The sequence below is a fragment of the Oleiagrimonas sp. MCCC 1A03011 genome (assembly GCF_003267965.1).
GTDB lineage: Bacteria > Pseudomonadota > Gammaproteobacteria > Xanthomonadales > Rhodanobacteraceae > Oleiagrimonas > Oleiagrimonas citrea.
The window spans coordinates 696,902-722,792 of the sequence record NZ_MSPY01000001.1 but is presented as its reverse complement, the minus strand read 5'-3'; the positions used below and the strand labels follow the sequence as shown (position 1 = coordinate 722,792).

The 25,891-nt window shown below is 55.1% G+C and carries 24 protein-coding genes; 15 read left to right on the top strand and 9 right to left on the bottom strand.

Annotated features, from left to right (window positions below; genetic code table 11):
• Positions 1-69: 69 nt before the first annotated feature.
• Positions 70-1,506, top strand: a complete 1,437-nt coding sequence (locus BTJ49_RS03260; RefSeq protein WP_113063892.1) for a DUF6538 domain-containing protein — start codon at positions 70-72, stop codon at positions 1,504-1,506.
• 33 nt (positions 1,507-1,539) lie between these two features.
• Here the strand turns inward: BTJ49_RS03260 and BTJ49_RS03255 are convergent, their stop codons facing one another.
• Positions 1,540-2,901, bottom strand: a complete 1,362-nt coding sequence (locus BTJ49_RS03255) for a hypothetical protein (protein WP_146742251.1) — start codon at positions 2,899-2,901, stop codon at positions 1,540-1,542.
• A gap of 211 nt (positions 2,902-3,112) precedes the next feature.
• Between BTJ49_RS03255 and radC the strand changes: the two genes are divergently transcribed.
• From radC to BTJ49_RS03235, 6 genes are all read left to right on the top strand, one after another.
• Positions 3,113-3,598, top strand: a complete 486-nt coding sequence (gene radC, locus BTJ49_RS03250) for a DNA repair protein RadC (protein WP_113063890.1) — start codon at positions 3,113-3,115, stop codon at positions 3,596-3,598.
• A 163-nt stretch (positions 3,599-3,761) separates the two neighbouring features.
• Positions 3,762-5,543, top strand: coding sequence for an N-6 DNA methylase (locus BTJ49_RS03245; RefSeq protein WP_240601706.1), 1,782 nt, complete (start codon positions 3,762-3,764; stop codon positions 5,541-5,543).
• On the top strand, positions 5,540-6,616 hold the full coding sequence (locus BTJ49_RS03240) for a BsuBI/PstI family type II restriction endonuclease (RefSeq protein ID WP_113063889.1): 1,077 nt from the start codon (positions 5,540-5,542) through the stop codon (positions 6,614-6,616). The genes BTJ49_RS03245 and BTJ49_RS03240 overlap by 4 nt, the downstream gene beginning before the upstream one ends.
• A gap of 54 nt (positions 6,617-6,670) precedes the next feature.
• A complete protein-coding gene (locus BTJ49_RS15410) occupies positions 6,671-7,168 on the top strand; it encodes a hypothetical protein (RefSeq protein WP_146742250.1) in 498 nt (165 codons plus the stop codon).
• A gap of 35 nt (positions 7,169-7,203) precedes the next feature.
• Positions 7,204-8,100: a hypothetical protein gene (locus tag BTJ49_RS15405; protein ID WP_146742249.1), complete on the top strand. Its 897-nt coding sequence runs from the start codon at positions 7,204-7,206 to the stop codon at positions 8,098-8,100.
• A 199-nt stretch (positions 8,101-8,299) separates the two neighbouring features.
• The gene (locus BTJ49_RS03235) at positions 8,300-9,883 is read left to right on the top strand and encodes a MobA/MobL family protein (RefSeq protein WP_146742248.1); all 1,584 of its coding nucleotides are present in this window, start codon (positions 8,300-8,302) and stop codon (positions 9,881-9,883) included.
• A gap of 64 nt (positions 9,884-9,947) precedes the next feature.
• Here BTJ49_RS03235 and BTJ49_RS15400 read toward each other — a convergent pair whose 3' ends face one another.
• From BTJ49_RS15400 to bamE, 3 genes are all read right to left on the bottom strand, one after another.
• Positions 9,948-10,538, bottom strand: coding sequence for a hypothetical protein (locus BTJ49_RS15400; protein WP_146742247.1), 591 nt, complete (start codon positions 10,536-10,538; stop codon positions 9,948-9,950).
• Positions 10,535-11,446, bottom strand: a complete 912-nt coding sequence (locus BTJ49_RS03230) for a hypothetical protein (protein ID WP_113063887.1) — start codon at positions 11,444-11,446, stop codon at positions 10,535-10,537. Before BTJ49_RS03230 ends, BTJ49_RS15400 begins: the two co-directional genes overlap by 4 nt.
• 72 nt (positions 11,447-11,518) lie before the next feature.
• On the bottom strand, positions 11,519-11,875 hold the full coding sequence (bamE, locus tag BTJ49_RS03225) for an outer membrane protein assembly factor BamE (protein WP_168184646.1): 357 nt from the start codon (positions 11,873-11,875) through the stop codon (positions 11,519-11,521).
• A 181-nt stretch (positions 11,876-12,056) separates the two neighbouring features.
• Between bamE and BTJ49_RS03220 the strand changes: the two genes are divergently transcribed.
• Positions 12,057-12,341 carry a helix-turn-helix transcriptional regulator gene (locus tag BTJ49_RS03220; RefSeq protein WP_113063885.1) on the top strand — a complete coding sequence of 95 codons (285 nt, stop codon included), beginning with the start codon at positions 12,057-12,059 and terminating at the stop codon, positions 12,339-12,341.
• 3 nt (positions 12,342-12,344) lie between these two features.
• Here the strand turns inward: BTJ49_RS03220 and BTJ49_RS03215 are convergent, their stop codons facing one another.
• Positions 12,345-12,581: a 2-hydroxyacyl-CoA dehydratase gene (locus BTJ49_RS03215; RefSeq protein ID WP_113063884.1), complete on the bottom strand. Its 237-nt coding sequence runs from the start codon at positions 12,579-12,581 to the stop codon at positions 12,345-12,347.
• A gap of 109 nt (positions 12,582-12,690) precedes the next feature.
• Here BTJ49_RS03215 and BTJ49_RS03210 point away from each other — a divergent pair, with 109 nt between their 5' ends.
• Positions 12,691-15,300, top strand: coding sequence for an AAA family ATPase (locus BTJ49_RS03210; RefSeq protein WP_113064033.1), 2,610 nt, complete (start codon positions 12,691-12,693; stop codon positions 15,298-15,300).
• 19 nt (positions 15,301-15,319) lie between these two features.
• On the opposite strand, the gene BTJ49_RS03205 is transcribed toward BTJ49_RS03210, so the two are convergent.
• Positions 15,320-16,852: a site-specific integrase gene (locus BTJ49_RS03205; RefSeq protein WP_113063883.1), complete on the bottom strand. Its 1,533-nt coding sequence runs from the start codon at positions 16,850-16,852 to the stop codon at positions 15,320-15,322.
• A 550-nt stretch (positions 16,853-17,402) separates the two neighbouring features.
• Between BTJ49_RS03205 and BTJ49_RS15395 the strand changes: the two genes are divergently transcribed.
• Positions 17,403-18,968, top strand: coding sequence for a hypothetical protein (locus BTJ49_RS15395; RefSeq protein WP_146742246.1), 1,566 nt, complete (start codon positions 17,403-17,405; stop codon positions 18,966-18,968).
• A 304-nt stretch (positions 18,969-19,272) separates the two neighbouring features.
• Complete coding sequence (locus BTJ49_RS03200; protein ID WP_113063882.1) at positions 19,273-19,605, top strand: YegP family protein; 333 nt, start codon at positions 19,273-19,275, stop codon at positions 19,603-19,605.
• Between the two features lie 51 nt (positions 19,606-19,656).
• Here BTJ49_RS03200 and BTJ49_RS03195 read toward each other — a convergent pair whose 3' ends face one another.
• Positions 19,657-19,866 (bottom strand): hypothetical protein, encoded by a 210-nt coding sequence (locus tag BTJ49_RS03195; RefSeq protein WP_113063881.1) that lies wholly within the window; start codon positions 19,864-19,866, stop codon positions 19,657-19,659.
• Positions 19,867-19,908: 42 nt separating this feature from the next.
• Positions 19,909-20,085: a hypothetical protein gene (locus tag BTJ49_RS15705; protein WP_168184645.1), complete on the bottom strand. Its 177-nt coding sequence runs from the start codon at positions 20,083-20,085 to the stop codon at positions 19,909-19,911.
• A 216-nt stretch (positions 20,086-20,301) separates the two neighbouring features.
• Here BTJ49_RS15705 and BTJ49_RS03190 point away from each other — a divergent pair, with 216 nt between their 5' ends.
• The 3 genes from BTJ49_RS03190 to BTJ49_RS03180 all read left to right on the top strand — a co-directional run bounded on the left by BTJ49_RS03190 (position 20,302) and on the right by BTJ49_RS03180 (position 22,977).
• A complete protein-coding gene (locus BTJ49_RS03190) occupies positions 20,302-20,907 on the top strand; it encodes a type IV toxin-antitoxin system AbiEi family antitoxin domain-containing protein (RefSeq protein WP_113063880.1) in 606 nt (201 codons plus the stop codon).
• Positions 20,904-21,755: a nucleotidyl transferase AbiEii/AbiGii toxin family protein gene (locus tag BTJ49_RS03185; RefSeq protein WP_113063879.1), complete on the top strand. Its 852-nt coding sequence runs from the start codon at positions 20,904-20,906 to the stop codon at positions 21,753-21,755. The genes BTJ49_RS03190 and BTJ49_RS03185 overlap by 4 nt, the downstream gene beginning before the upstream one ends.
• Positions 21,756-22,287: 532 nt before the next feature.
• The gene (locus tag BTJ49_RS03180) at positions 22,288-22,977 is read left to right on the top strand and encodes a VIT family protein (protein WP_113063878.1); all 690 of its coding nucleotides are present in this window, start codon (positions 22,288-22,290) and stop codon (positions 22,975-22,977) included.
• A 422-nt stretch (positions 22,978-23,399) separates the two neighbouring features.
• Here BTJ49_RS03180 and BTJ49_RS03175 read toward each other — a convergent pair whose 3' ends face one another.
• Positions 23,400-23,723, bottom strand: a complete 324-nt coding sequence (locus tag BTJ49_RS03175) for a YkgJ family cysteine cluster protein (protein WP_113063877.1) — start codon at positions 23,721-23,723, stop codon at positions 23,400-23,402.
• A 469-nt stretch (positions 23,724-24,192) separates the two neighbouring features.
• On the opposite strand from BTJ49_RS03175, the gene BTJ49_RS03170 reads away from it, so the two are divergent.
• A complete protein-coding gene (locus tag BTJ49_RS03170) occupies positions 24,193-25,887 on the top strand; it encodes a hypothetical protein (protein WP_113063876.1) in 1,695 nt (564 codons plus the stop codon).
• The last annotated feature ends 4 nt before the right edge of the window (positions 25,888-25,891 follow it).

Below are 25,891 nucleotides of genomic sequence, written 5' to 3'. Positions count from 1 at the left end.
TTCGTCAGGGCTTTTTGTTTTTCGGAAGACCGCCGATGGATCAAATCTTGGATCAAACCAGGATGATCCATGCGCTTGCCCCACCACCTCATCTATCGCCCTTCGGGCTTCACCTTCCGCCTCATCGTTCCCGCCGACCTTCGCAGCCAAGTAGGCAAGGTCGTCATCAGCCGGTCCTTGCGCACCCATGACCGGACTCGGGCGCAGGTTTTCGCCTTAGCGCTGGCATCGCAGTATGCTCAGACCTTCAGGGAGCTGCGGGGGCAGGATGTGGCGGAAAAGGATGCGCCCATCGTTGACACGATTGTCGATGCATTCGGAGAGGGCAAGGTGCGCCCTTATGAGATTGATCTCGAAAAGGGCATCGTGCGCACCGACGGCTCCGACAAAGAACACGAGCGGGCGATGGCCGCGATGGACAAGGCCGGCAAGCTGCGGGCACAGATGCCGGTTCAGGCCGTGCCCGTTGCGGCGAATGCTCAGCCCTTAGCCCCAGCCGTCAAAGCCGGCATGCCCCTGCACAAGGCCATCCGCGATTACTCGGATGTGGAAGGGCCGAACCTGCATTCCAACACCTGGACAGGCCGACAACGGGCCTTGCGCTCGTTCGCCAAGGCGGTCGGTGCAAACACCCCCATCACGACCATCACTCGCCCAATGGCTGCGGACTGGGCGAACGACCTGGTGCGCAGTGGGGTCAGCAAGCGTACCGCCGTCAACTACGTGTCGAACGTGGCGCAAATCTTCGCCTACCTGATGCGTCAGGGGCACCTCACCAACAACCCGGTCAAGGGCGTGATGGTGATGAGCAAGCGCGAGAAGGCCAAGCGCCGCGCCGAAGGCCACGAGTGGGAGGCTTTCTCCGTCGACCAGCTCAAACGCATCTACGCCCCCGAAAACATCGCCACGATGACTTTGCTGCACAACCGATGGGCGGCCATGTTGGGGCTGTATACCGGCGCACGGGTGGGCGAGGTGGCGCAAATCTTTCTGCGCGACATCGTCAAAGAGGGCGACATCTGGTGCGTGCGCCTGACCGTCGAAAGCGACGGGCAAGCCCTCAAGACCGAGCATTCCAAGCGGCTGGTGCCCCTGCATCCAGATCTGATTGCGCTCGGCTTCACCGAGTACGTGAGCCGGTTGCGCAAGATGGGTGAAGAGCGTCTGTTTCCCCATGTGAATCTCAACGGGAAGGCCGGCAAAGGCTCAGGGATTTCCAAGAACTTTGGGTATCTCTTGAAGCGCAAGGGCGTGGCCGTCAAGCCTCGGCGTGAGCATGGCCGGGTGGGGTTTCATTCACTCCGTAAGACCGTGGTGCAGAGCCTGCAAGGCACGGGCGTATCAGACGAGCGGCGGCGAGCCTTCGTGGGCCATGAGCAATCGGACGATGTGCATGCCACCGTCTACATGCGGGCATGGACTGCCGAGGAGCTATCCAGCCTGTGGGCGGGACTGAAGTGGGGCGAGTGGCTGCGGATGGATGAGTTAAGGGCGTTGCTGGTTTAGGCGCATGACGAGGCCTGCTAATCAAAGAGAAGGTCAGCGAAACGGCGTAATTGCTGCATCTGGTGGACCGAACTCGAATTCGATCCAGTCATCGTTTTCGTTTTCATCGGTCTTGATGATGCTCATGCTGCTTGGCAACCGGCCTGCGCGAAGTTGTGCGTCGATCCACTGCGGCATCGAGATGGAGTGTCCGCTCCCGTGAAGTGCTTTGTGCTGTTCGTTGATTTCTTCAGCGGTGCGTTGACCTGCTAGAACTTCAAGAATCTCTCTGGCACTGAATCTTGCACGCTTTCCGCTCATCCTGAATCCTCCGTGGTAGCCCCACCCGAAACCACTTTCTTTCGCTCGATGTGATGCGTTGATGGGCATATTCACCGGTATCGGAAAGGCGTCGAGCATGCTTCTGAACAATGTTTCAAGCTTGGCGTAGATGTCGCCGGTCTTAGCGGGCACCAAGTCCGCTTCCAGCCACATCTTGCGTTCGTGAGCCTGATAGCAGGTGTGCGGCTCTTCACGAACGGTGATTAGAAGGACAAAGTCGACCGAGCTGTGTTGCCTGAGGAACTCTTCAGCGATAGCGCGTCCGGTCAGGGCAATTGAGCCAGTCATTGGGTCTTCGAGTGTGCCGGTGGCACTGTCTCCGACGATTACTCCGACAATGCCGGGTGCTTTGCGAAGCTGCTTCGCCTTTGCTTTGAGTGCTTCATAGAGCGGGTTCTTGTCACGAATCGATGGCGATGTATACGAGGCGTATGACATCGTGCTGAACGTGGGTTTGCTCGGGTCGATGATGAGGCGTAAAGAAGTCGTCTCATTCTTTATGGGAACGTGAAGCACGCGGGCTCCTGCATCAATCTGCTCCTTCAATTTCGGAACAATTTCGTTGCGAACAAGCTCAGGCAGTCGTTTCACCGGAGGTAGGCAAAGTTTCGTCTTCACCCCTCGATTCGATCTTTCCTCTCGATAGTCAATATCCAGCTTCATTCCAGCGTCGGGAAGGCCGAGTTTGACTTGCTGCTCGTATATAAGCTCTTGCAACTTTTGTGCAGGATTTATTTCGTGTAAGCCGTCATCCGAAACCGTTGTGACGTCAGCAGTGATTTCGAGGTCGTTCGACTTGAAGTGGATGTCCGGTTTGCGTCCAGTTTCGAGCGGCAGTTCATCTCGAAGGATGCCCAACTTGGATAGGCCGTGAAAGGTGACGACTTCCCACATGGCCGCCAGACGATCCTTGCCCGGTGTGTTCAATCGGCCGGCAAGTTTTTGGATGCTCTCATCTCCGAGGGTTGTTCGGAGTTGATCCAGGCGGTTTTGAATTGCACGTCGAGCGAAGATCATGCGGGACTCCATGCATGCGCGACCTTTCTGAAGCGTATCGCAGTTCTGCCAGGTCATAAGTGGCTCCCCCCAATACATCTCCCCAACACAGCCTTGCACCTTTCGTGAGCCATCGTCACTGCGCGTCGACAGGCGCAAGACGCAGGGTCTCGTCCACGTTGTTCCCGCCTTCCATCGACCGCAGAGCGGTCGCCTCCAGGTGCTGCCTGCCTTTTCCGCTTCGCTTCTGGAAGGCCCACGGCGCAATCCCGCGCCGGGGAGACAGAAGATGGGCATCGCCAAAGACAAAGCCGGCAACTACCGCCTCACCGGCAAGACCACCGAAACCGACATCCTCGCCGCTGCCGAACAACTCCTGCAACGCAAACTCGAACGCCTGGGTGCCATCTCCGACCCCTGCGATGCCGGCGACTTCCTGCGCATGCGCCTGGCCGGGCTTCCCCACGAAGAATTCCACGTCCTCTGGCTCGACAATCGCCATCGCATCCTGAACTGCCAGAAGCTCTTCAACGGCACCATCGATGGCGCTTCGGTTCATCCCCGCGAAGTGGTCCGCGCAGCTCTGGAGTGCAACGCCGCCGCAGCCATCCTGGCCCACAACCACCCCTCAGGCGTGGTCGAGCCGAGTTCGGCCGATGTGACCATCACCAAGGAACTTCGCTACGCCCTCAAGCTCATTGGGGTTCGCATCCTGGACCACATCGTGGTCGGCGGTGAAGGCTGCACCAGCTTGGCGGGTAGGGGGCTCATTTGAGCCCCTAGCCTGTCGCTGTTCCTGACCAGAATGGATTGGTCTGGATCGACTTGGCATGTAAGAATCGAGGGCAGGATGAACCGGCTATCCGTCTCAGCCTCTGAGCGTCAGTCGAGGCAGGCTGGGCTGTTGGGACAAGAGCCATGGAACAAGACACAGCCCTATGAACACCGCCGTTCAAGCCAATTTGTTTGCCGAAATACTGACGCCGCTGGAGCGCTTCCACGCCTGTAAGGCCATGGCGCGTGGCTATGCGCAGAACAAGGCGAACCCGCGCACACGTTTGTCACATGCCCGAGCCTTTTGTGCTGAGGTGCTGATGGCCTACTGGCGATGCTTGTGCCGAACGCACAAGACATCCATGAAAGCGAAGCGTGCCCCCACGCCGTTTGTCACCATCGCGAAGGAAGCGAGGAATCTTGCGCACAGTCTGGGGGAGCTGATTTCTATTTTCCCCACCGAAGATGCCGGTTTCCTGATGGGCTCGGTCTATACAGGCATGCTGCCGCCTGAAATGCGCTCCCAGCTGGGGGCCTACTACACGCCGCCACCTCTGGTGGCTCGTTTGCTGGATATGGCTGAGGCAGCCGGCTTTGATTTCAAGCATGGCACGGTGATTGATCCGGCATGTGGGGGAGGGGCGTTCTTGGCCCCCGTTGCTCTTCGGATGGTTGAACAAGCTGAAGGCGCCTCGCCGTCGTGGCTGATGCGGCGGCTGGGCAAACGGCTACGCGGCATCGAAATCGATCCATTTGCTGCCTGGATGACCAGTGTTCTGCTGGATGCGGCTCTGATGCCCATATCCATACAAGCCGGACGACGATTGGACAATGTTGTGGAGGTCGCTGACTCGCTTGAGCATCCACACAACGAGAAATACGACCTGGTTGTGGGCAATCCACCCTATGGCCGAATCACCTTGCCGGCGGACAAGCGCGAGAAGTTTGCGCGCTCTCTGTATGGCCATGCCAACCTCTATGGGTTGTTTACGGATCTCGCTCTTGGCTTGGTCAAGGGCGATGGTGTTGTCGCCTATCTGACGCCGACCTCTTTCCTTGGGGGGCAGTATTTCAAAGCGCTGCGACAGCTGCTTCTTGATGAAGTCACGCCCGTTGCCTTCGACTTTGTAGCTGACCGAGAGGGCGTCTTCGATGACGTCCTGCAAGAAACGCTTCTTGCGGCATACACCAAGAAGGACTTCTCAGCAGCGGCCCAAGTGTCGGTCTTGGTCCCTGAAGGCCTCAACGCGGCTCACATCGAAAGCGTAGCTGGAGTCCGGCTGGAGAAATCCAGTGAGCCATGGCTGCTGCCTCGAAATCGTGAGGACACCTCATTCTTTGAAAACTTGGCGTCGATGCCTACGCGGCTCGGTGACCTTGGTTACACCGTTTCCACGGGGCCGTTGGTTTGGAATCGGCATAAGGACCAACTGAAGACCACCAAGAGCAAATCGACACTGCCCATCATTTGGGCTGAGTCGGTCACTACGAGGGGCTTTGCCTTCAGTGCGGACAAGCGCGGCCACGTACCCTACATCGCTCTCAAGGCCCATCAAGATTTCCTGAAGACCGATAGACCTGTCGTTCTGGTTCAGCGCACGACATCCAAAGAGCAAGCCCGGCGCTTGGTCGCGGCAGAGCTGGATGCCGATTTTGTGTCCAAGAACGGAGGGGTGGTGGTAGAGAACCACCTGAACATGGTGGTGCCGACGAATGGCGCTCCACTCATTGGAGCGCATGTCATCGCTGCCTTGCTCAACACCTCTGCTGTTGATCGAGCTTTCCGCTGCATCAGTGGCAGCGTTGCGGTTTCAGCTTATGAGCTCAACGCTGTTCCCATGCCGGGGGCCGAGGCTCTAAAGGCGCTGGAGAAGATGATGGAAAAAGGGATGACCCATAAGGCTCTCGATGAGCACGTGTCCAAACTCTACGGTGGGTCGCAATGAGTCTTCCTGACGTTCCTCCGCTGGAGCTCATCAAGGAGCGGCTGCCTTTGATCTTTCCAGAAGGGACGGAGCATCGAAATTATGTCATCCGCGAGATGGCAGCCAAGACGCTCTACGTCATGTTCTACACGGGAGCGGTTGGGGGCTTGGGCCGATGGGTTCGTCCCAGCCAAATCACGGACATGAGTGATGGGCAGGCCGTGAAGTTAGATGAAGCAGACCGAGAGGCATGGACCGTAGAGTCACTGTCGAGCAAAAAGACGAGGCCGCTCGATACCTGGTATGCGGCCAACAGCCGCGAACCTGTGCGCGATGAAACCATCCGTCTGGGTTTTATCCAATTCAATGCAGTCATCGAGCGCTCAGGACTGCCAACAACGTCTTCCAAACCGAAGTATGCACTGGAGAAGGGCTTCGCTGAGTTGTTTGACCCGGATCTATCAGGCAAAGCCCTGGAAGAAAAGATTGAGGCGTGGCGTGAAACACATTTGAGCGCCGGCGCTGTGGCCAGGGTCAAATTGGTTCGGCGTGGGGCGGTGCGTTCCAAGGATGCAGTCAGTGTGATGTTCCCTGACGGTAGCTCTCGGGCGATGAAGCCAGGGGCATCCAGCGTCATCTCGAAGGCGGTCATTGAAGAATATGCGCCACGATTCTTGAAGAACCCAGTGGTCTTGTGGCTGTCCGAATCTGGCAACAAGGTTGTTGCCAGGGATGATGATTTGGCGCAGAGCCTCAATCTGCATATTGATCAGGCCAAAGCATTGCCGGATGTCATCTTGGTGGATCTGGGTGACGACCACAATCCGGCTAGTCTTCTCATCGTTTTCGTGGAAGTCGTTGCTTCGGATGGGCCCGTCAACGACTTGAGGCAACGCACATTCACTGACTTGGCGGTCAAGGCAGGTTTCAAAGAAGAGCAGTTGCGATTTCTGACCGCCTACAGCGACAGGGGCGACCAGATGTTCAGGAAGACTGTGTCAAATCTTGCTTGGCGTTCTGCGGCATGGTTTGCTTCGGAACCCGATAAAATTGTTATCTTTGCTCACCGTACTGGGATAGATAGAGTGGTTTAGATTGACAATCTTTTGATCTGAGTTATGTCTTGTCTCCTATTTATAGGAGGCAGCGTGAATGCTCAGGAGATGATTCAATATTTTGAAAAAGTTGGATATAAGGTTCAGAGAATAGATGGTGGTTGGAAGGTGACACTAAATGCTTGTACGGAAGAGGAGTATGGGTTTCACAATCAAAAGGACATTTGGGTTTGGTGGCGATTGAAGGTTCAGATGATGCATCGTAGCCGGTGTTGGTGGAACTACATAGCTCAGACTTACTCAAAATCTTCAGAGCATAATGCCACTATTATTTACGATGCGGTCCATCAACTGTTGGGTGGAAAAGGGGCAAGCAAGCTAATGAGATTGCTTGGTGAAAGAGCAGGGAGGTATGCCGAGATGGAGCGGCTGCCTTATCGTTGGCGCTTGTGGTCTATTAATCACGTCAAGCAAAATAAATATTTTAACCCAAGGCAATATCTTATAAAAATAAGATCTGAGTTCGTCAAGAAGAGATTGAGTGATTCTCTGCGTAAATCACGAGAATCCAAGTGTTGCATCAGACTTTGATATAATCTTGTTGATTAACTAGGAGTTCAAAGGAAATGAGCTTGAAGAGCAGGTGGTTAAAAGAGCTTGGGTTCGATGAGACTCGGGATGACATTAGTGCGATTGGCTACACATTTGTTCATGGATATAAAACGCTCATGGAATTGAAGTTTCCATCGAGTATTGATGAAGAAAGCATGACTGGCGCTCTCCTCGGAGCATTTGCTACTAGCTTCAAGCCTGCGGTTTGGGTGTTCGGTTCAGATAACAATCAAAAGTGTAGTTGGGCTCGATATAGGAAATCTGGAAAAAGACCTGACTCTGAGTCAGTACGTGGTGCTGATTTTGCTTTAGTGATAGCGATTAATTCTGATGTATCTAGAATTGCGATTTTTCAGGCCAAGAAAGCAAAAGTAAAGAAATCCGGTCGTTGGATTGATGTTCATCATTATCCGGCTGGTGATCCAAAAAGATCATCTCAAATCGTTTCGTTATTTAATACAGGTAAAAAAATTTTGTCATCCTCAGGAGTCAATAACCCCGGGCTTTCCGAGTGTGGCTGGATTCACTATTTGGCTTACGATGAAGATCGTATTACTCATTTACCAATGACGAAATTCGAAAATGAAATAAATTCTTACTCCGCCGAATCATTCGACGAGTCTTTGCCAGTGAATATAAGTTCGTTTAAATCATTATCTGAACTTCTGCTTGCAGGGTGTGGTAAGGGCGTGGATGATGTAGATGGATGGCTCACACTAAGTAATGATGTTTTGATTAAAGAGCTTCCAGACTTACTGAATATTATGGAGGTCTGTGTAGGGGATGACGGTTCGGGTGGGTTATTGTTGAATCACACTAAAGAACTCGAAAAATTTACACTTTCTGCAAGCCCCTCTATTCCTGAGCCGCTTCTCCAGCCCCCTTCTAGTCCACGCAGGGGGCCTCAATAGAGCGCGTCTTAGTGTTGTTCCAACACAACGCGGCTGGGGCATGACCCCAGCTCACCAAACGCTAAAGCGTCGCCATCGGGCGGCGCTTCTTTTTGTGTCAAGCACCCTTGACATGCGTGCGCAATCTGCTTGGATGAAGTTGGAACGCTAAGCGTTCTCGGTGCCCAAGGATGGACACCGCACCGTCAAGGAGGACTTCATGCACGCACACGCTCGCCCCCACCTGGAAACCCACAATCGCGGCAAAGGCCATTCTTCAGTGGCCGGCGCGGCGTATCGCCTCGGTCTCAAGCTCTTTGACGAGCGGACCGGAAAATGGCACGACTTCCGCCGCCGCAAGCTCGGTGAGGAAATCGTGCGCGCCCTCACCGTAGCCCCCAAGGATGCGCCAGCATGGGCGACCGATCCCGGTTTGCTCTGGAACAAGGTCGAGGCGATGGAAAAGCGCAAGGATGCGCAGGTCGCCCGCGATTACCGCATTCCCATTCCCTTTGGCCTGACCGACCAGCAAGCCGGTGACCTGGCTGAGGAGATGGCCCGTTACATCGCGGCCAATCTCAACGTGCCCGTCAGCATGGGTCTGCACCGCGATGCCGATCGGGATGTGCTCGGGGCAGTGAAGCCCAACGACAAGCAAGGCTTCCATGCCCATCTGTACTTCCCAACCCGTCGATTGGCGAAGGTTGGGGAAGACGGAGAAAGCGAAGGCGGCCAGCCGTTCGGGGCGAAACTAACGTTACTGTCGAACAAGCGCACCTCGGCCGCCTTCGTGGAATCGCTCAATGAGAAGTGGGCGGAACTGGCGAATGGCTATCGCGCCAGCCAGGGGCTGCCGGCGAACTACGACCATCGCAGCTACGAGCGCCAAGGCATCAGCCGGCCAGCCGAGCCGACCGTCGGTCGGGCTGCGGCTGCAATGCAGCGGAAGGGGCAGGACACCAGGAAGGGCAGTGAACTGAAAGATGCCCGCAATCTGGCCTGCCTGTTCGAGCACGTGCATGCGGAAGCCATGAAGTCCCAGCATGCGCGGGCAGTGGCGGATCTCAAGCGTGAGCAGGCCGCCAAGCTGCCTAGGCTGCCTGGCGTGAGCATTGCCAACCGCTTGCAGGCCAGACGAGTCGGCAAAGGCTTCGTGCGGATGGGGACGATGGCCCTGCGTTTGCAGTCCATCATGCCGGCGCCCAAGTCCAAGGCCGACCGGGAAGCCTTGGCCCGCTCCCTCATCCTCGCCGACCACATCGAACAGGTGCTCAGGTCGCTACGGGATGCGCAAGGTCAGGTTTGCTCGATACAGGCGACCCTCGACCAGGCCACCACCCGTCGGCTGGATGCCGAGTTCGAGCGGGACCAGGGGAGAAGGGCACGCAGTCGAGCGGTTCGACGTCTGAAGACCTGGGAGCAAGAACATCCTTGGCGGCGCAGAGCCGCCAAGATTGAAGGCTCAGTCTTCGCCAAAGAGAAGGCCATCATGCGGGCCGACATCGATGGACAGCATGAGCGTGTGCAGGTGATGAAGACAGCGGTTGTCCAAGAGACGGCCACCATTGAGCAGGCGAGGGAGCAACTGGCCGGTGCAGAGGCGGCCGTCACGGCCCGTCAGACCGACTTACAGCAAGCCTTGGCCGAACTAGAGGCTTTGGACCTGTCGGCCAATGGCTTGCTGCGGGTGGTGCCGGAGGAACTGCGGGACGTGCTGGGTGGTGAGGTTGGTCAGGTGCAGTGCGGAGTGGAAACCATGCAGCCTGAAGAACCCGGGAAACTGGAGCGAGGGCTTGAGATGTGATGCCGGCTTGTCGACAGGTGTCCTTCACCAGTTCGCGGTGTTTCGACTGAGGGGGGCTTACGCATCACCTCTGAGAGGAAAAAACGAAACTCAGTACAACATCCGTATGGTCTTGCTTGAACGTGAGCTTCTGAGGGACCCCAGTTTCAAAAGGAATATTTTTAGTGAGTAGCAACGTGCCTTTGGCGTTTGGATTTGTGCCCGTTTCGTCAGTGAAGACTTGGAAGGTCATAACGCCATGTTTTTTGTCACCAGATGCGTGCTTGGGCAAAAAGACATAACGGAATCCGCCGCCGTATTCGACAAACTGAGCATCCCAGCTTGTGTTTGCCCGGGATTGAATCGAATTAACCTTGCCGCCCGATGCAACTTTGACGTAATAATTCATGAATGAGGGTTGTGCCGATGCTGCGCTAACGAACAAGATCGCAGCGGCTGCCAGACCAACTCGCACGAGTAACTTTGGATAGCTCATTTCCCGTTCCCCTTTCTGCAAAAGCCCACCTTCGAGAGTGGCACGATAGCGCAATGTGGTTGCTGTACCAATCCCATGCACTCTAGTTGGTGAGCGTCGAGGCCGGTGCTGCACTACGAAGTGAGGTTGGGTCAGCAGAAAAAAGGCCCCGCTCGAAGCGGGGCAAGGTTGCGAGTTCATCCATGCATCCGTTGGCGCTTTTGCCATCGGCTGCGAATCTTGTGCAGGCTGGCCACCTGCGCCTCCTTCATCGCCAAGGTGGCTCGTCTGCCGTCCGGCAAGGGCACCGTCACAGTCATGCCTTGGGCCATCAAATCGTCGAAGTCGACTTCGTGGGCGGCAATGCCGCAGCCATGAAAGAAGGCAGCCCCGTCCTTGTCGATCGCCAGATAGCGAATGTCCGGTTTGGTGTCGAAATCGTAGAGTTCGAGCGGTTTCTTGAGGGCACGGACTTGGGGCGCTTTGCGGCAGGTTTTGAGTTGTTTCTCGCATGTCTTTTCCCACGCCATCCTGATGTCCCCCTCTGAAGGGGTGAGCTGGCGGCTGTGAGCATTGACCCACCTCTGGAGGGCCCTGGCCGCTCCATTGCTTAGGGTGAAGGTCGTTACGTGCCGTGCCACTGGGGTGCGGTCTGTATCCGGGTGCGTGGCCCATTTGCGGTGGTAATGCTCAATGGGGTCGAGTTCATGGAGGATGACCTCGGTGGTGCCTGTTGCCCGGGCCTCGGTGACTTCGATGTATTTGCCCTCGGTGCCCGGCGTCACGTCACCATAGGTCTGCCCGGTGCTGGTGGTGAAAGTCGATACCCTTCCTGGGATTCCAGGGAACCACTTTTGATAGGTCACATGATTGTGGACGTCACTGAACTGGAAGGCACCGCAACCGAACTTCAGCGTTGTCGGGGTGGCGTCTCGGCTTGTGCTGATGTGGATGAGGCCGTCGTCCGGTGCCAGCTCGAACGCGATGCCTTCGTCTTCGAACGAATTTCGGTGGGGTCGGATGATGAAAGTGTGGAGCATCCAGAGAAGGGTCAGTCCACCAATGAACGCCACGCATCCCCATATCAAGAGCGGGTTGGAAAGATCCATGCTTGCTTCCTTGTCATGCAGTAGTCGTGGGGCGTGGACAACGCCATCGCCCCATCGTCTGGAACCCTGGCTTTAGCCGCCTGCCGTTCCGCTTCCGCCCCACCACTTCATGTAGCGGCCACGCTTGTCGAACTGCACGTAGGTCATGGCGCCTTCTTGGTGCGATTTGCCGATGAAGCCGCCTACGAGAGGAATGTAGGACTTGGCGTCTTGTGAGTAGTGCGAAAAGAAGTAAGACAGTGTGGTGGTGCCGTCCGGGTTCTTGGCAATGCCGGTCGGCTGGCCCAGGAGTTCTTCGGCCTGTGCAACCGTCGTTACACCGGGCTTCAACTGGCTGAGCTTGGCGGGATCGACCTTCTTGCCGGTCTGTAGGGTCATGCAGGCCGACAGCAGAAGGACGGCGGTGAGTGGGAGGAGTTTCTTGAGCATCGTGCTTACCTCGTTCGTGGTGACGGGTAAGCCACGATGGGTGGTTGCAGATTCCATTCGAGCGTCCCCTGAGCTGGTGGAAGATGGGCATCACGTAGTATCTATTATATAGGTAAAAAATCTGAATTACCCATAACTACAACTCAGGTATAGCTTCGTGAGCCGTCCACAGGGTGCGGCCATGAAGCGAAACTCTCTCTACAGCCAGCAGCACGCGGTTCTCATCAGCTTCCTGAGAGAACTGCGCGTGGTCAGAGAGTTGAGGCAGGCCGATGTCGCACTGGCCATCGACCGCCCACAGACCTACCTCTCCGACGTGGAGAAGGGGAAGCGAGGTTTGGACCTGCTCCAGGTGATGGAGCTGTGCGACGCCTACGACGTGTCCTTTCCCGAGTTCGCCAAGGAATTCGACAAGCGTCTGAAGAAAGCCGGCGTCAAACCGACGAAGAAGGTCTCTCGGTCGTAACGGCTAGGCTTTCTTGGGCCTGGCCTTGCCGTCCCGAGCGGACAGCAATCCCATGATGTAGGCGATGCCTTCCTCTTCGGGGAAGAAACCGACCACGTCTGCGACCGTCAGGTTGTGGCGTTTGCGCAGCTCCAGAAACTCGGCCTGGACTTTCGCCATCGGGTCGGTGCTGCTTGGTGCCTGCTCGTCGATGGCGGCAAGGTCTTTCTGAAACTGGCGGAAGTCGTAGGTCGGGGGCATGCTGGAAGTGTAGGGGGTAGGAGTGGGGGATAGAATGATTCAGAGTTTGAGCCATTCGTAGTGCTGCTTGGGTTGTTCCTGAGCTTTGGTGGGGTGCCAGGAGGGCGATATGTCAATTCTTCGAGAGATTCATGCTTGGTCGCAAAAGCTTCCCAAGTGGCAGCAAGATGCGATTAGACGTCTATACGGAATGCGCGGCATAAATCCCGATGACCTGAATGACCTTTATGCCTTGGCGAAGGTTGAGGTTGGGATTGAAGATCCGGAGGATCGTAAGCCAGTCGTCCTGGAAGAAGCTGATGTGCCAACGCCCCCTGTGCCAACACGATTGGTGCAGTTGGCAGCTATCAAAGGCGTGTCGAACGTCAATGCACTGGCTGAAGGCATCTCCTTACCCTTTGCCCCAACAGGGCTCACGGTCGTGTATGGAGAGAACGGGGCGGGTAAGTCCGGATACGCGCGTATCCTCAAGCATGCGTGTCGTGCTCGCGATAAGGGCGAAGCAATTCTTCCTGATGTACGGAAAAACCCCGAGCAAGTACAGCGTGCAAAGGCCGTGCTTGAAGCACTTGTTGACGGGGCGTCCAAGGAATTTCATTGGGAGGATAGAAAAGCAGCGCCCGAGCCATTGTCCGACATCGCAATCTTCGATACACGATGTGCTCAAGCCTACATCGACAATCAAGGCGATTACGCCTACGAGCCGTATGGCCTGGACATTCTCCAGAACTTGGTTACGGTCTGCAACAGACTCAAACAGCAAGCGACTGCTGAGAAACGAAGCAATGCTCCCAGTGATGCGGGCTATGCATCCTTGCTGGACCAGGGCACGGCGGTTAGAAAAGCTCTAGCCGCAATCTCAGGCAAAACGAAGAAGGACGAAATTGAAACCCTTGCATCACTTTCGAGAGAGGAAGTGGAGAAGCTCGATCGGCTGACAAAGACCCTGGCTGAGACGGACCCCAAGAAAAAGGCCCAGAGTTTGCGGCAGCTCGCAACGCGAATCGAAGGCTTGAAAAACCGGATCAAGGATGCCGTAGAAACAGTCAGTGATCAAAAGCTTGCCGAACTTCAAAGCCTCATCGACGCATCGAATAAAGCCAAGAGTGCTGCTGACTTGGCGGGCCGGGTTTTCAGAAAAACCCCTGGACAACTGCCGGGCACTGGCGGCGAAGAGTGGAAAATGCTCTTCGAGGCCGCAAGAGAGTTTTCTAGAGTTTCACATCCAGAACAAGAGTTTCCGGACCTCCCGGAAGAGGCGCTTTGTCCCCTTTGCCAGACCGAACTAAACGTTGAAGGTGTCGGAAACCTCAAGCGGTTCGACGCTTTCGTCCAGGAGCAGGTAGAAAAGGACGCAAAAGAAGCGCGGGATAAAGCAGCTGAAGCATACAAGGTGATCAAGGGGGCACGGCTGGAGCTTGAGATCGACAAGGCATTGGCCGAACAGCTATCCGAGATCAGCAAGCCACTCGAAGAGTCCTGTCAGGCCATGAAGAAAAGCCTGACGAAGCGACAAAAGGACTTGCTGAAGGCTTCAGCGGGAGAAGTGGCTTGGGAGGATGTGGAAGCTTTGCCTGAAGACCCTCAGCATGCGCTCCTGGATGTCATTACCAGCTTGCGCAGGGATGCCGATGCTTTGGATTCTTCGGTTGATGAAGAAGCCAAGGCCAAGATGGTGTCGGATCATCGTGAACTCGAAGCAAGGCAGAAATTGGGCGAAGTGAAATTGGCTGTCTTCGAGGCCATCGACAAGCACGTGCTGTGTGACAAATTGCAAGCGTGCATCGACGGTATGGGCACGACGGGCATCTCCATGAAATCCACGCGCCTGTCCAAGGAGCAAGCGACGGATGAGCTGCTGGATGCTTTGAACGACGAACTCAAGAAGCTGAAAGTACATAATTTGCAAGTGGCGATGAGACCGGAATCTCCGGGCGGCAAGACTCAGTTCAAACTCACCTTGCAAACCCCTGGGGGAGGCGCACCATCTGACGTTCTGAGTGAAGGAGAGCAGCGGGCAATTGCCCTTGCTTCGTTCCTCGCTGAGGTCCGTCTTTCAAAGGGAAAGGGCGGTGTGGTCTTCGATGATCCGGTTTCGTCTTTGGACCATCGGCGCAGATGGGAAGTGGCTTCAAGACTAGCTGCCGAAGCCCTTGAGAGGCAGGTGATTGTCTTCACGCATGACATCTACTTCCTGTGCATCCTTGAACAGAAAGTTGGTGAGCTAAATACGAACTTCGAAAAGCGCTATATATGCAAGACGCCGGCTGGTTTCGGCGTAGATTCTGGGGAACTGCCTTTTGAGGTCGTCAGCTCCGGTCAAAGAATTTCAGGTCTGAATGCTCAGATGGTGGGTATCAGAAAAGCTCACAAAGATGGTGATGAAGGCGAACATCGCCGACTGACCAAAGAAGTCTATGGAAAGCTTCGCCTAGCCTGGGAGCGCACAGTAGAAGAGGTTTTGCTTAACGGAGTGGTTCAGCGCTTTACTGAGGGTGTGTATACGCAGAAACTTAAACGCGTTTTGGTCGAAGATGACGATTTTCGAGCGATTGAAGCTGGAATGACCAAGAGTTCGAAATTTGAACACGATCCAGCGGCGATGGTGGGGCAACTACCAGTTCCCGATCCTGATGAACTTGCTGAGGACATCAAAGCTCTCGCTGACTGGAGGAAGGCCGTGCTCGCTCGTCAAAGTGCAGTTGCTTCAAATCGATGATGGATGGAGGAAATTATGCTTACTCATTCTTCTCCTTGCGCTTCTTCTCACGCTTTAACTTCTGCCGCTCAGCCATCTTGTCCGCTCGGCGGAGATACGTGTCGAAACGGCCTCTAACGTAGGGCTGCAAGGCCACCTCGGGGAACTGGATGCGCCCCAAGTTCTCGATGCACTCGTTGACATCGGGCTGCTGAATGTAGTGCCGGCGCGCCACCGAAGTGCCCCGGCTGTGGCCGAGCAGCTTGGTGATGACCGTCTCGTAGATGCCGGACCGGTCGGCCCATGTCGCAAGACTGTGGCGGAAGCAGTGAAACGTCTTGTCTTTCGTCAATATGCCGCACTTCTTTCTGTATCGACCAAACCACGAGCTGATGCAGGCACCAGGTCCAGACCCCTCCCAATTCAAGCCTGGGAACAGATGCGCACACCCGGCAGCTTTCACGTCGGCCACATATTCCATGAATCCCAATTCGAGCAAGCGAGGATGGATGGGCATCGGGCGATGGGCGTTCTCGGATTTGAGGTGCTGGCCGTCACAGTTGGTGTTGATGGTGAAGCACGGGATGCCACCGAACTCTTCGACGTTGTCGACGTAGAGCTGCGCAATCTCATTCACGCGCAGGCCCGTATACAAAGCAATCTGTGGTGCCCAGTAGAGGTGGGGCTTGGTGAGCTTGTCCATCCGTTCCGGGTTGAACAAGGCATCCAGATCGGCCTTGGAAAATGCCAGCTTGGACGAACCCGTTGCCGAGAGATAGCGCTCGTAAGGAATCTCGCAGGTCGGATCTTGCGTGATGTATTCGCTCTTCACGCACCAGTTGAAGAACGTCGACAGGTACTTGATGTACTTCAGTTGCGTACCCTTTTCGAGCGTCTTGCAGCCGTTGGCCTCGGCGCGGGCAGCGATCTCTTTCGGGGTCAGATTGGCGAACTCTTTCTTGGTCGTGGCGTACTGCGGCAACTTCGCCAGCACTTGGCAGAACTGACTCACGTCTTGCTTGCTGACTTCATCGATGGGCTTGTCGCCCGTCAGCTCCACAAAAATCTTTGCGGTCGCCTGCGCTGTGGCCCGGCTGGCTGGGCTGACCTTGCCAATCTCAAGATTCGTCAGGTGCCTGCGAACCAGTGTGCGCAACATCGGTACAGGCTTGTTCGGCTTTGCCTGTGCCAGAGCGACCTTCTCAACGACGGCCGTCAAACCCTCCAGCACATGGCTCGCAATTTTCTGAGTCGGATCTTCGACGGGCGGACTTGGCCTGGGCGGCGCCGACACGAGGTCGGAAGACCACTCAAAATGAGTGGTGGTCGGCGGTGGGGGAGGTGGGGGCAGCAGGTCCGCGATGGTTTGCCTCACATCGCCAGAAGGCGTGGATTGCCCCAGTCGAGGGTAGGCATGCTTGCAGATCAGCTCGACCACTCGATTCACAGCCTGATCAATCCATTGGTCTGAACCAGGCCCGGTTGCAGAAAGACTGCACAGACTGGGAATGTTGATGCTGCGATGAAGTGGCGGATTGGAGCCAAATTGCTCGTGTCGGGTTTCAAAATGCATAAAGCGTCCTTATTTTTCACCACTACCAAAGCAGCGGTGGACGCTCGGTTTAACTTATAAAAATACATTGTCAATAGCTGGTTTCTCGCCCCCACCTCGAGTCGATCCAAGGATTTGAATTGCGTCAATAAAATGGCTTAACCATGCGGGTCCAATCGTGCCGGTGATCGGGGCAAAAAAATATTTTTAATCAATTATCGTTGACAACTCATTGTTTTATGACAAAGTTATCCATTCAATCGGATGAAATTATGAAATTTCCCCAAATTTTTTTGCTTTCAGTACTACTTTGAAGCGGGGAACAAAATGAAGTAGTACTAAACTCACTCTTTAATTCTTCCCTAATCACATAAAATTTCTTGTAATTCTTCCACCATCCCAATCATACGTACTATTCAAATCTCTGCCCGAGCTCAGCCTCGGCTCTGGCCGCTCTTTCCCCTTGGCGGGGCATCGCTTGAATTTGGATGGCTGAGGTGTCCTAGCCTTGGTGTTGTGGCTTGGTGTAACTTTGAAGTCAATGAATGGTTGAGCTTTGCATGGTGATGCAGTGATTGCTTCGGACGATCTGGGCAAGAAGGGTGAGCACCGGTTCAGTGAGTTATGCGCTGATGCTGGACTCATCGTCAATGGCTCGAAAGATTGCGACAAGGCAGGTTGGGATTTTTCAATCGACTTCGATTTCGATGAAGATGAGAACGGCGTTCTAGATCAACGCTCCTCGCCCCTTAGTTGTCGTGTGCAGCAAAAGACGATACTGGATAAAAATAATAAAGTTGTTCTGCCATTGAAGATGGCGGAGCGATTGGCAAAATTTGCCGGACCTGCCTATATCTCAGTGCTCAAGGTGGCCGATGATCTGAGCTTTACTGCCATGTATTTGATGCACATCGATGAACGGTATCTGGAAAAGATTCTGCGCCGCTTGCGTGAAGAGGCGATAAAGGGAAAGGGGATTAAAAATAAGACGATTAGCTTCAAGCTTCTTGAAGAAGACGGAATTGCTATGTCGGGCGTTTCATTGATGAAAGCGATGAGGGAGGCTATAGGGAAAGACCCCTTTGCATATGCTGCTCGAAAGCAAGGTCTTTTGAAGAGTGTGGGTTACAAAGATCGAGCGATAACTGCTCGTATGAAGATTGTGGGGGCGGGTTCGAGTAAGTTGGGCGATATGTTTCTTGGATTGTCAGAAAGTATTGATGTCAGTAAATTTGAATTGTGGGATGAACGTTTTGGGTTGAGTCTGAAATTAAAAACATTCGATAGTGGAAAATTGTCTATAGAGCCCATACAGAGTGACGAGTGGGGTCTGGTTCTGAAGAGACTTGGTCAACCTCCTGCAAGATTGTCAGCGAATATTTGTAGGTCAGGGATCGTCAATGACAAAAGAGTCAATCTGAAATGCGCGCACTTTTCAATGCTGTTCGATTTCAACTCAAGACCCCCAAATGTTAAATTCACATTCGATATTGCGGGTGTTCAAACCAATGTCGATGAATGGGTTAATTATTGGCGGCTGGCTGACGCATTGAGGTGTCGTGATGGGGGGCTGGAGGTGCAGTCGGAATCTGGTGTGACTGCGTTAGCTTTTGATTTAAAGAACATAAATTTTGATAAGTTGCAGATCGAATTTTTCAAAAAATCTAAGGGAATTCTTGGTTTGTTCGAGGCCCTGTCCTCAGTGCTTAATTATTGCAATGGTGGTCATCAGATCAAGTTCGATTACGATTCAGCTGTTTCTTGCAGTGATACAATCATGTTTCTTGACGGTGCTCTCGCTGGGGGTAACTTTAAAGCAAATTCAAAGTTAGATCTAGATCGGATAGATAAAGAAGATTTTATTCGCGAAGGTGTTGGTGCGATGTTTGTTAATTACTTCATCCTGGGTGAGATAAGGCTTGCATATTTTTTGAAAGGTGTGACAACCAGTAGTGTTATTGGTGATGAAGGGACGATTTGTATGTCAGGTCTTTCTATTGCTGATATGAGGGTGGTAAATGATCAGGAAGGGTACGATAGTTTTGTTGCAAATTGCCAAAGGCAAGGAATTGATGGATTTGCATTCATAGGTAATTATATGGACTTGATTGACCCTCTTATAGGAAGCTACGATTAGAGTTAATGGTTCGGTTCTATATTTTTGTTCCTGCTAATCAGATAGAATTCAATCACGTGTTCTTGATAGTGGTGCGATCCAAATAACACTAACTTAGCCATATAAAATATATCGGTTGATGGCTCAATCTTCTCGCCGATACTGGACCTGACCCAATGTCAGCCATCCCCTACAGACATCCCTGACCTACGGGTCCATCATGGACGACGCTTCCCCTCCGTCATGCCGACTCGGATGTCCAGGCATCCGCCGACACGGGAGTCAGGCTTGGGGGAGCCTCATTCGCTTCTAGGAGGAACCAGTCATGGCAGGTTGGTACGAACTCAAGAAGAGCAGTGACGGCCAGTACATGTTCAATCTCAGGGCCGGCAACAACGAGGTCATCCTGACCAGTGAGCGCTACACGGCCAAGAGCAGTGCCGAGAACGGCATCGCATCGGTCCAGACCAACAGTCCCAAGGACGAGCGTTACGACCGCCGCACGGCAAGCGATGGTTCGCCATATTTCGTGCTCAAGGCAGCCAACGGTGAGGTCATCGGAAAGAGCGAGATGTACTCGTCGACATCTGCGTGCGAAAACGGCATTGCTTCGGTCAAGACGAACGGTCCGACCAAGGATGTGCGCGACAAGACGTAACTACAAATTCGCCGTGAAGAACAAGGCGTCATGCATTCGCATGGCGCTTTTTTACGCCTTCTTGTCCCAGCCCATAACATGACCATCCTCGACCGTGATGCGCAGGTAGAAGCGGTTCACGCCAGTCTGCTGATACTTCCAGACTTTGCGGTCGATGGTCTTGAGCAGCTTGTGGTCCTTGGCGACGGGCGGGCCGAGGGAATCAATCAGTTGTTCTTCGGTTTGCCCCTGCCAAAAGTAGCCTTCAAAGATGCGCTGCACGATGTCCTCATCGCCATACTTGGCTCTTAGGTAAGCTAGGCGTTATTGCTTCTTGGCGTATTTGACCAACATCACCAGGGCGATGACCAAGACGATGGCGACAATGGGTATCACCCAGCCCGTCACTTCGAGAAGCTTTGTCGCCAGGTAGATGGGCAACCCGATAACGATAGCGAGAACTATCAGGGTGCCTTCGGCCTTTGTGGATTTCCTTCCCATCTTCGCTCCCCCTGAGCGGCGTTGCGCCTCATGGCTGTGGCACCGAACCGCTGCCAACTATTTCGCGCTACTCATGGGCTGTCAAGAATTCGCATAGCCTCCCCATAGTTCCGATGTTTGCCAGCAGCATGTAGTGCTCAGAAGGGCTCGTGAACAGATGTTCCAAAATTTCGTCAAATATTTGCAATTAACGAAATAAGGGAACATACTTCACTCATGCTTACGGAGAGTCATACGAAGCGAGTCCTGAATCTGGTTAGCCAGAAGGGGCTTGTGCGTGCCAGTGACCTGAAGGCCATCAAGGCGCCACGGGTCGTTCTGACGCGCCTGACCGCCTCTGGTCAGCTGGAAAGGGTGGGGCATGGGCTTTACCGCCTGGCTGATGCGGATGTTTCGGAATTTGAGAGCCTTTGCACCGTTGCCAGCAAGGTGCCGCAGGCCGTGTTCTGTCTGTTCACAGCACTGCAATTTCATGAACTGACCACGGAGCTACCACGCCAAGTCTGGATTGCCATGCCGCGTGGCAGTCATCTGCCGCGTCTGGACTACCCACCGGTCAAAATGGTCCAGATGACGGAGAATGTCTATCAAGCCGGAGTCGAGGAGCATGTTCGAAATGGGGTCAAGCTGCGGGTTTACAGTGCAGCCAAGACCGTGGCGGACTGCTTCAAGCACCGCAACAAAGTCGGGCTGGATGTCGCCATCGAGGCTCTCAAAGACGCTCTGGCCAAGAGCAAGGCGACGTCGGACCAGCTGTGGCGCTATGCCAAGGTCTGCCGAGTGACCAATGTGATGCGCCCGTATTTGGAAGCCATCCAATGAAGGATTTGGCGGCCTCGGTGCGTGCCCGATTGCTCAACGTGGCCAAAGCCCAGGGTGTGGATTTCAACCAGGTGCTGGTGCGGTTCGCTTTGGAACGAATCCTGTATCGCTTGAGCCGGTCTGAACATGCGGAGCATTTTCTGCTGAAGGGAGCGCTGCTCTTTACCCTCTGGTATGACATGCCGCATCGGGCCACACGCGATGCTGATCTGCTGGGCTTTGGTGCCAGCGATTTGGAAACCGTTGCTCAGACTTTTCGTGACATTGCTAGCGTCGATGTGGATGACGGGATTGTCTTCGATCCTGGTTCGGTAGCCGTAGAGGAAATCCGCAAAGATGCAGGTTATGCCGGCGTAAGAATTCTCATCAGTGGAAAATTGGGTAAGGCGCAGTGCAGAACACAGATCGACATCGGATTTGGTGATGCCGTAACGCCAGGGCCCGTTGATGCAACGTATCCAGTGCTGCTGGATGATCTTCCCGCGCCTCAGCTCAGAACCTATCCGGTTTACACGGTCGTTGCCGAGAAGCTGCATGCCATCGCGCTGCTGGGCATGACCAATAGCAGGTTGAAGGACTATTTCGACATGGCTGTGCTTTTGGAGCGTGAATCGCTGGATGTCGACCTGCTGGCCCAGGCCATTAAGGCCACATTTGAGCGCCGAGGGATGTCTGTGCCAACCGATGTGCCGATAGGTCTCACGGATGAATTCGCGCACGATGAGACAAGGCGAGTGATGTGGCAGGCATTCGCCAAGAAAAACCAACTCGAAGTTGAGCCATTGGACGTCATAGTGGACCGGTTGCGCGAGACATTGGGGCCTGCGCTGGGGCGTGCCAGCGGATGAGGCGAATCCGTGTTTGGGCTTCCATCCAATGGGCTGATCAGCCCCATCGCCCCATGCTAGGCTTGGATCAAACTTTGGCACACAAATCCCAAGGTTTGATCCACGCAAGGGTAACTGAATCAATGGGTTGGGCTGGCCTCAAAAGATCCTAGTCCCCCAGCCAAACAGGAACCCCCGCTCCGGCGGGGGTTTTTGTTTGGCTGGGAGAACGGTAAGTCGGAGCTCGTTCGACAAATTTGTCGGGAACAAATTTGGACAGCCGAAGGCTGGCCCCGGAGCGCGTAGCGCGGAGGGGTGAGGCCCATGGACGGAGCCAAACAATCCTGGTCCCTCCAGCCAATAAAAAGCCCCGTTTCGGCGGGGCCTTTTTTTGTCTGCAGGAAAGGCAAGTCGAGCCGGATTCGACAAATGTGCCGGGAACAGATTCGGGTAGCCGGAAGCTGGCCACGCAGTGCCCGGTACGAAGAAGCGAGGCCCAGTGCAGGGTTCGGCCGTGATACGTTCCGGACTCACCATCTATGAGAGTCGTGTCATGAAGCACGTGGAAGCACACCGAACGCATCGGACCGGCTGGCTCAGGGCGGCCGTGCTTGGCGCGAACGACGGCATTGTTTCCACGTCGAGCCTGGTCCTTGGCGTTGCAGCGGCCGGTGCGAGTCCCCAGGCGATTCTGGTTGCGGGTGTGGCCGGTCTGGTCGCGGGCGCCATGTCGATGGCGGCCGGCGAGTATGTTTCGGTCAGTTCGCAAGCTGACACCGAACGTGCCGACCTGGCCCGTGAGCGCGAGGAGCTGGATACCCGTCCGGAGCACGAGCACGCGGAATTGTCGGCGATCTATGTCCGACGCGGGCTGGATGCGGACCTGGCCGCGAAGGTGGCGACCCAGTTGATGCGGCATGACGCGCTCGGTGCGCATGCACGCGATGAGCTGGGCATCTCCGAGACCTTGTCTGCGCGTCCCGTGCAGGCTGCGCTTGCTTCCGCCGGTACGTTTGCGGTGGGCGCGGCCCTGCCGTTGCTGGTCGCGGTCCTGGTCCCGACGTCCATGGTCCTGTGGGCGGTCTCGGGCAGCTCGCTCCTTTTTCTGGCTCTGTTAGGTGCTCTGGCCGCACGCGTTGGAGGTGCTCCCGTGATGCTGGCCACCTGGCGCGTCACATTCTGGGGCGCCCTGGCGATGGCATTGACGGGCGGCGTTGGCGCGCTTTTCGGCGTCGCGGCGTGAGCGGCGACGTGTCGAACTCGAGCTGTCGGCCGGCCTGAAGAACAGGCTGGCCGACCATGAGCGCGATCTGCGGGCCAGACGACATGAGGCTTCCGCGGCCCTCCACGTTCAACGCGAAGCGGCTTGGATTCTGACCCGGATTTACCGGATCAGCATCGGCCATCGCGCTTACGGACTCCCTGCGGAAGCGTTGCCCGTAGCGTCCTGGTGGGGGCTTTCGCGCGCAGCGCGCTTCTTGGCCAACTTTTCCTCTTTCTGCTTCTTCTTGGCGATTTCGCGTTGACGCTTTTCGTATGAGTAATTGGTCTTTGCCAATCTGGGACTCCTGCGTTGAGTGAAAGAAAGTTTTGGTTCGTGCTCGTGCGGCGTCCCTCCATGAGGGGCATCGAGAGCGACGTCGCGCGCGTGCGGACAGCCTGCCGTCAGGCGGGCGTCAGAGCCGTGCTGTCGGCAGGGCGTTCATCATGTTCGGCGCGGACGGCCCTGCAATAGGGGCCATCCATGACGAAGCGCCGGCATACCGAAGGGCGCGTTTCGTAGATACCGCAGTTCATGCGGGCGCCGTCCATCGCCACGCACCAGCCCTCCGGGTCCTTGGCCATCACGTGCAGTCCGTTGTCCGTATGGGTGGTGAGATGGTCCGGAATGCGGTCCGACGCCTGAAGAACGACAGTCAGGCGACAACACACCGCATCGCAGGCCGAACAATGGGCCTTCCCAGGCGCGGGCAGCTTGCGCGCGCTCATGCGGAAAGGCCCGGTCGATCGCGAGAGCTACCCAACGGATAACCGCAGTACGGTGCGACCGCTCCGCGCCATGGGCAAGGACGACCGAGGCTGGGCCAGCGAGAGACGCGCTGGATCGAGGATGCGTGCGGGCTGCACGCGGAAATAAGGGGCATGATCGCTCCCGGGGACAGAATCCCGCGGCGTGGCATGAGAGGGAGCGAGGCGGGCGGCAGACAGCCGCGCGAGACGCGCAGAACAAGTCGTAAGGTGCGCTTGTCTGCCTACCTTACATCATCGTGGCCGGGGGCAGCGGCGAGGAAGTCGCCGTAGGCGGGCAACACAACGATTTAATTGCCTCCGTCCCCTTTTCTGAAATTGTCCCTGACACCTAATTCGTTACAACGCGCAGCAAATCCTCGGCAGCACGACACCGGCATTGCCGCACGCGCCGCCGCCGCCGCCGCATTCGAGTCACCACTGCAGTGCAGTGGCCTCGATCATAGTCATCGCCATTGCGGTTGTGGTTTCGGTGGTCACGTATGGCGCGCTTGCAGAAACAGCGGGTGTCTGGGCTGCTGGAGCGATTGCCGGAGCCGCATCCAGTGCTGCCAGTCAGCTAGCCGGCGATACTTTGGGCATATCGCATGGATTTAGCTTCAAGCAGGTGCTCGTGGGGGCGGTCGGTGGCGCGATTGGCGGAGGACTTGCCAGCGAATTCAGTGCCGAAGGATCAGTGTTTGCGAGCACGACAGGCAATGGAGTCAACTTTGCCGGGAACGCCATCATCGGGGCTGCTACATACGGCAGCACGTATGAAGCCGATAAGCTCATGAACATGCCGGCCCACTTCAGTTGGGCGGGGTTTGTCTCGTCGGCGGTGGGCTCGGGCGTGGGTGGTGAAATCGGTCCGTCGAGCGATCAGGCCAAGAACATCTGGAGTACCGATACTTTGCTCGAAAGGGCCGGGTCGAGCTTGGCTCAGGATGTCACAACTCGTGAAGTCAGCCTCGGGCTGGGCGATAGCCATGTGCAGAGCTGGCAGCAGATCGGTGAAGATGTCTTTGGCAATACTCTGGGTAGTGCGATTGGTAGTGATATCAATAAGCGCATTGCGCGGAAAAAGCAGGATGAGCTGAATAGAAGTCTTGAAAAGCTGAAAAACAATGAAAATAAGTTGATGGATGAATCGATGGTGGATGTTCAGAAGTCCATTGATGCGGGGTTGAGCAAGGGGTTGAATGATTTCTGGAAAAATTATGATGCGGTCGCGAATGACAAGCTTAATGCTGCAATTGATGGGTATGTCGAGAGTAGGATAAATGAAGGTGTTGACCGCCAGATAAATGCATCATGGATTTCGTATGAGGGGAGGGCGTCTAAGGCGGCGGGTGTCGTGACCATGCCTATTTCGAATTCAGAAGTGGTGCCGATTGGTTTCGATCTGGCTAGTGCGGGAAGAGGTGTCGACGGCAACTTATTGTCGCTCAATCCGCAAAATCGACTGCTGTTGAGTGATGGTCTGTATGGGCGTGGTTATATCGATGATTCCTCCAGGTTTATAAGAGGGAGGTATGTGCCTGGTGGAGATTTTTCCGGTTGGAATAAGCTGGAGAACAGTATCCAGGCCACAGGTACGCTGGTTGATTTTGGCAACATACTTGCCGAATACAAGAATATAGATACGAGTCTATTCGTGGGGATGGGTTTGGGGCGATCTGCGCGAGGTGGTGATTTCTTCTCATCCTTATGGTTTACCAGCGGTAAAACAGGTGGGCTGGTGGCACCTGATCCAACTTGGGAGTTTGGGTTTGGCTCTGCGGCAAAAGAAGCTTCAGCTTCAGGCAAGTCATGGGGTTTCTTGACTGACTTGGAAGGTGTGGGGAGAACTCTGGGGTATGCTGGGCTGGCTGCTGAAACAATCGATACTGTCCGGAAACCTACGGTTTCGAATGCTGGTCATCTAGGGTTTTCTGCGGCACTTATGTATGGCGCGGAGGTTGTGGGTGGCGCTGCGATTGCGCCGGTAGCTCTGTTGGACATTTTCATGGAAAATCATCGTGCTTCGAACGGACAAACTGGTTGGATTGCCAATTATCTTGATATGCGTGATGCGCAGCAAAAGCTCTATGATTACAATCCGACCCTGTATAATCATATGCATAACCTTCCTACTAAGCTTTAAGTGG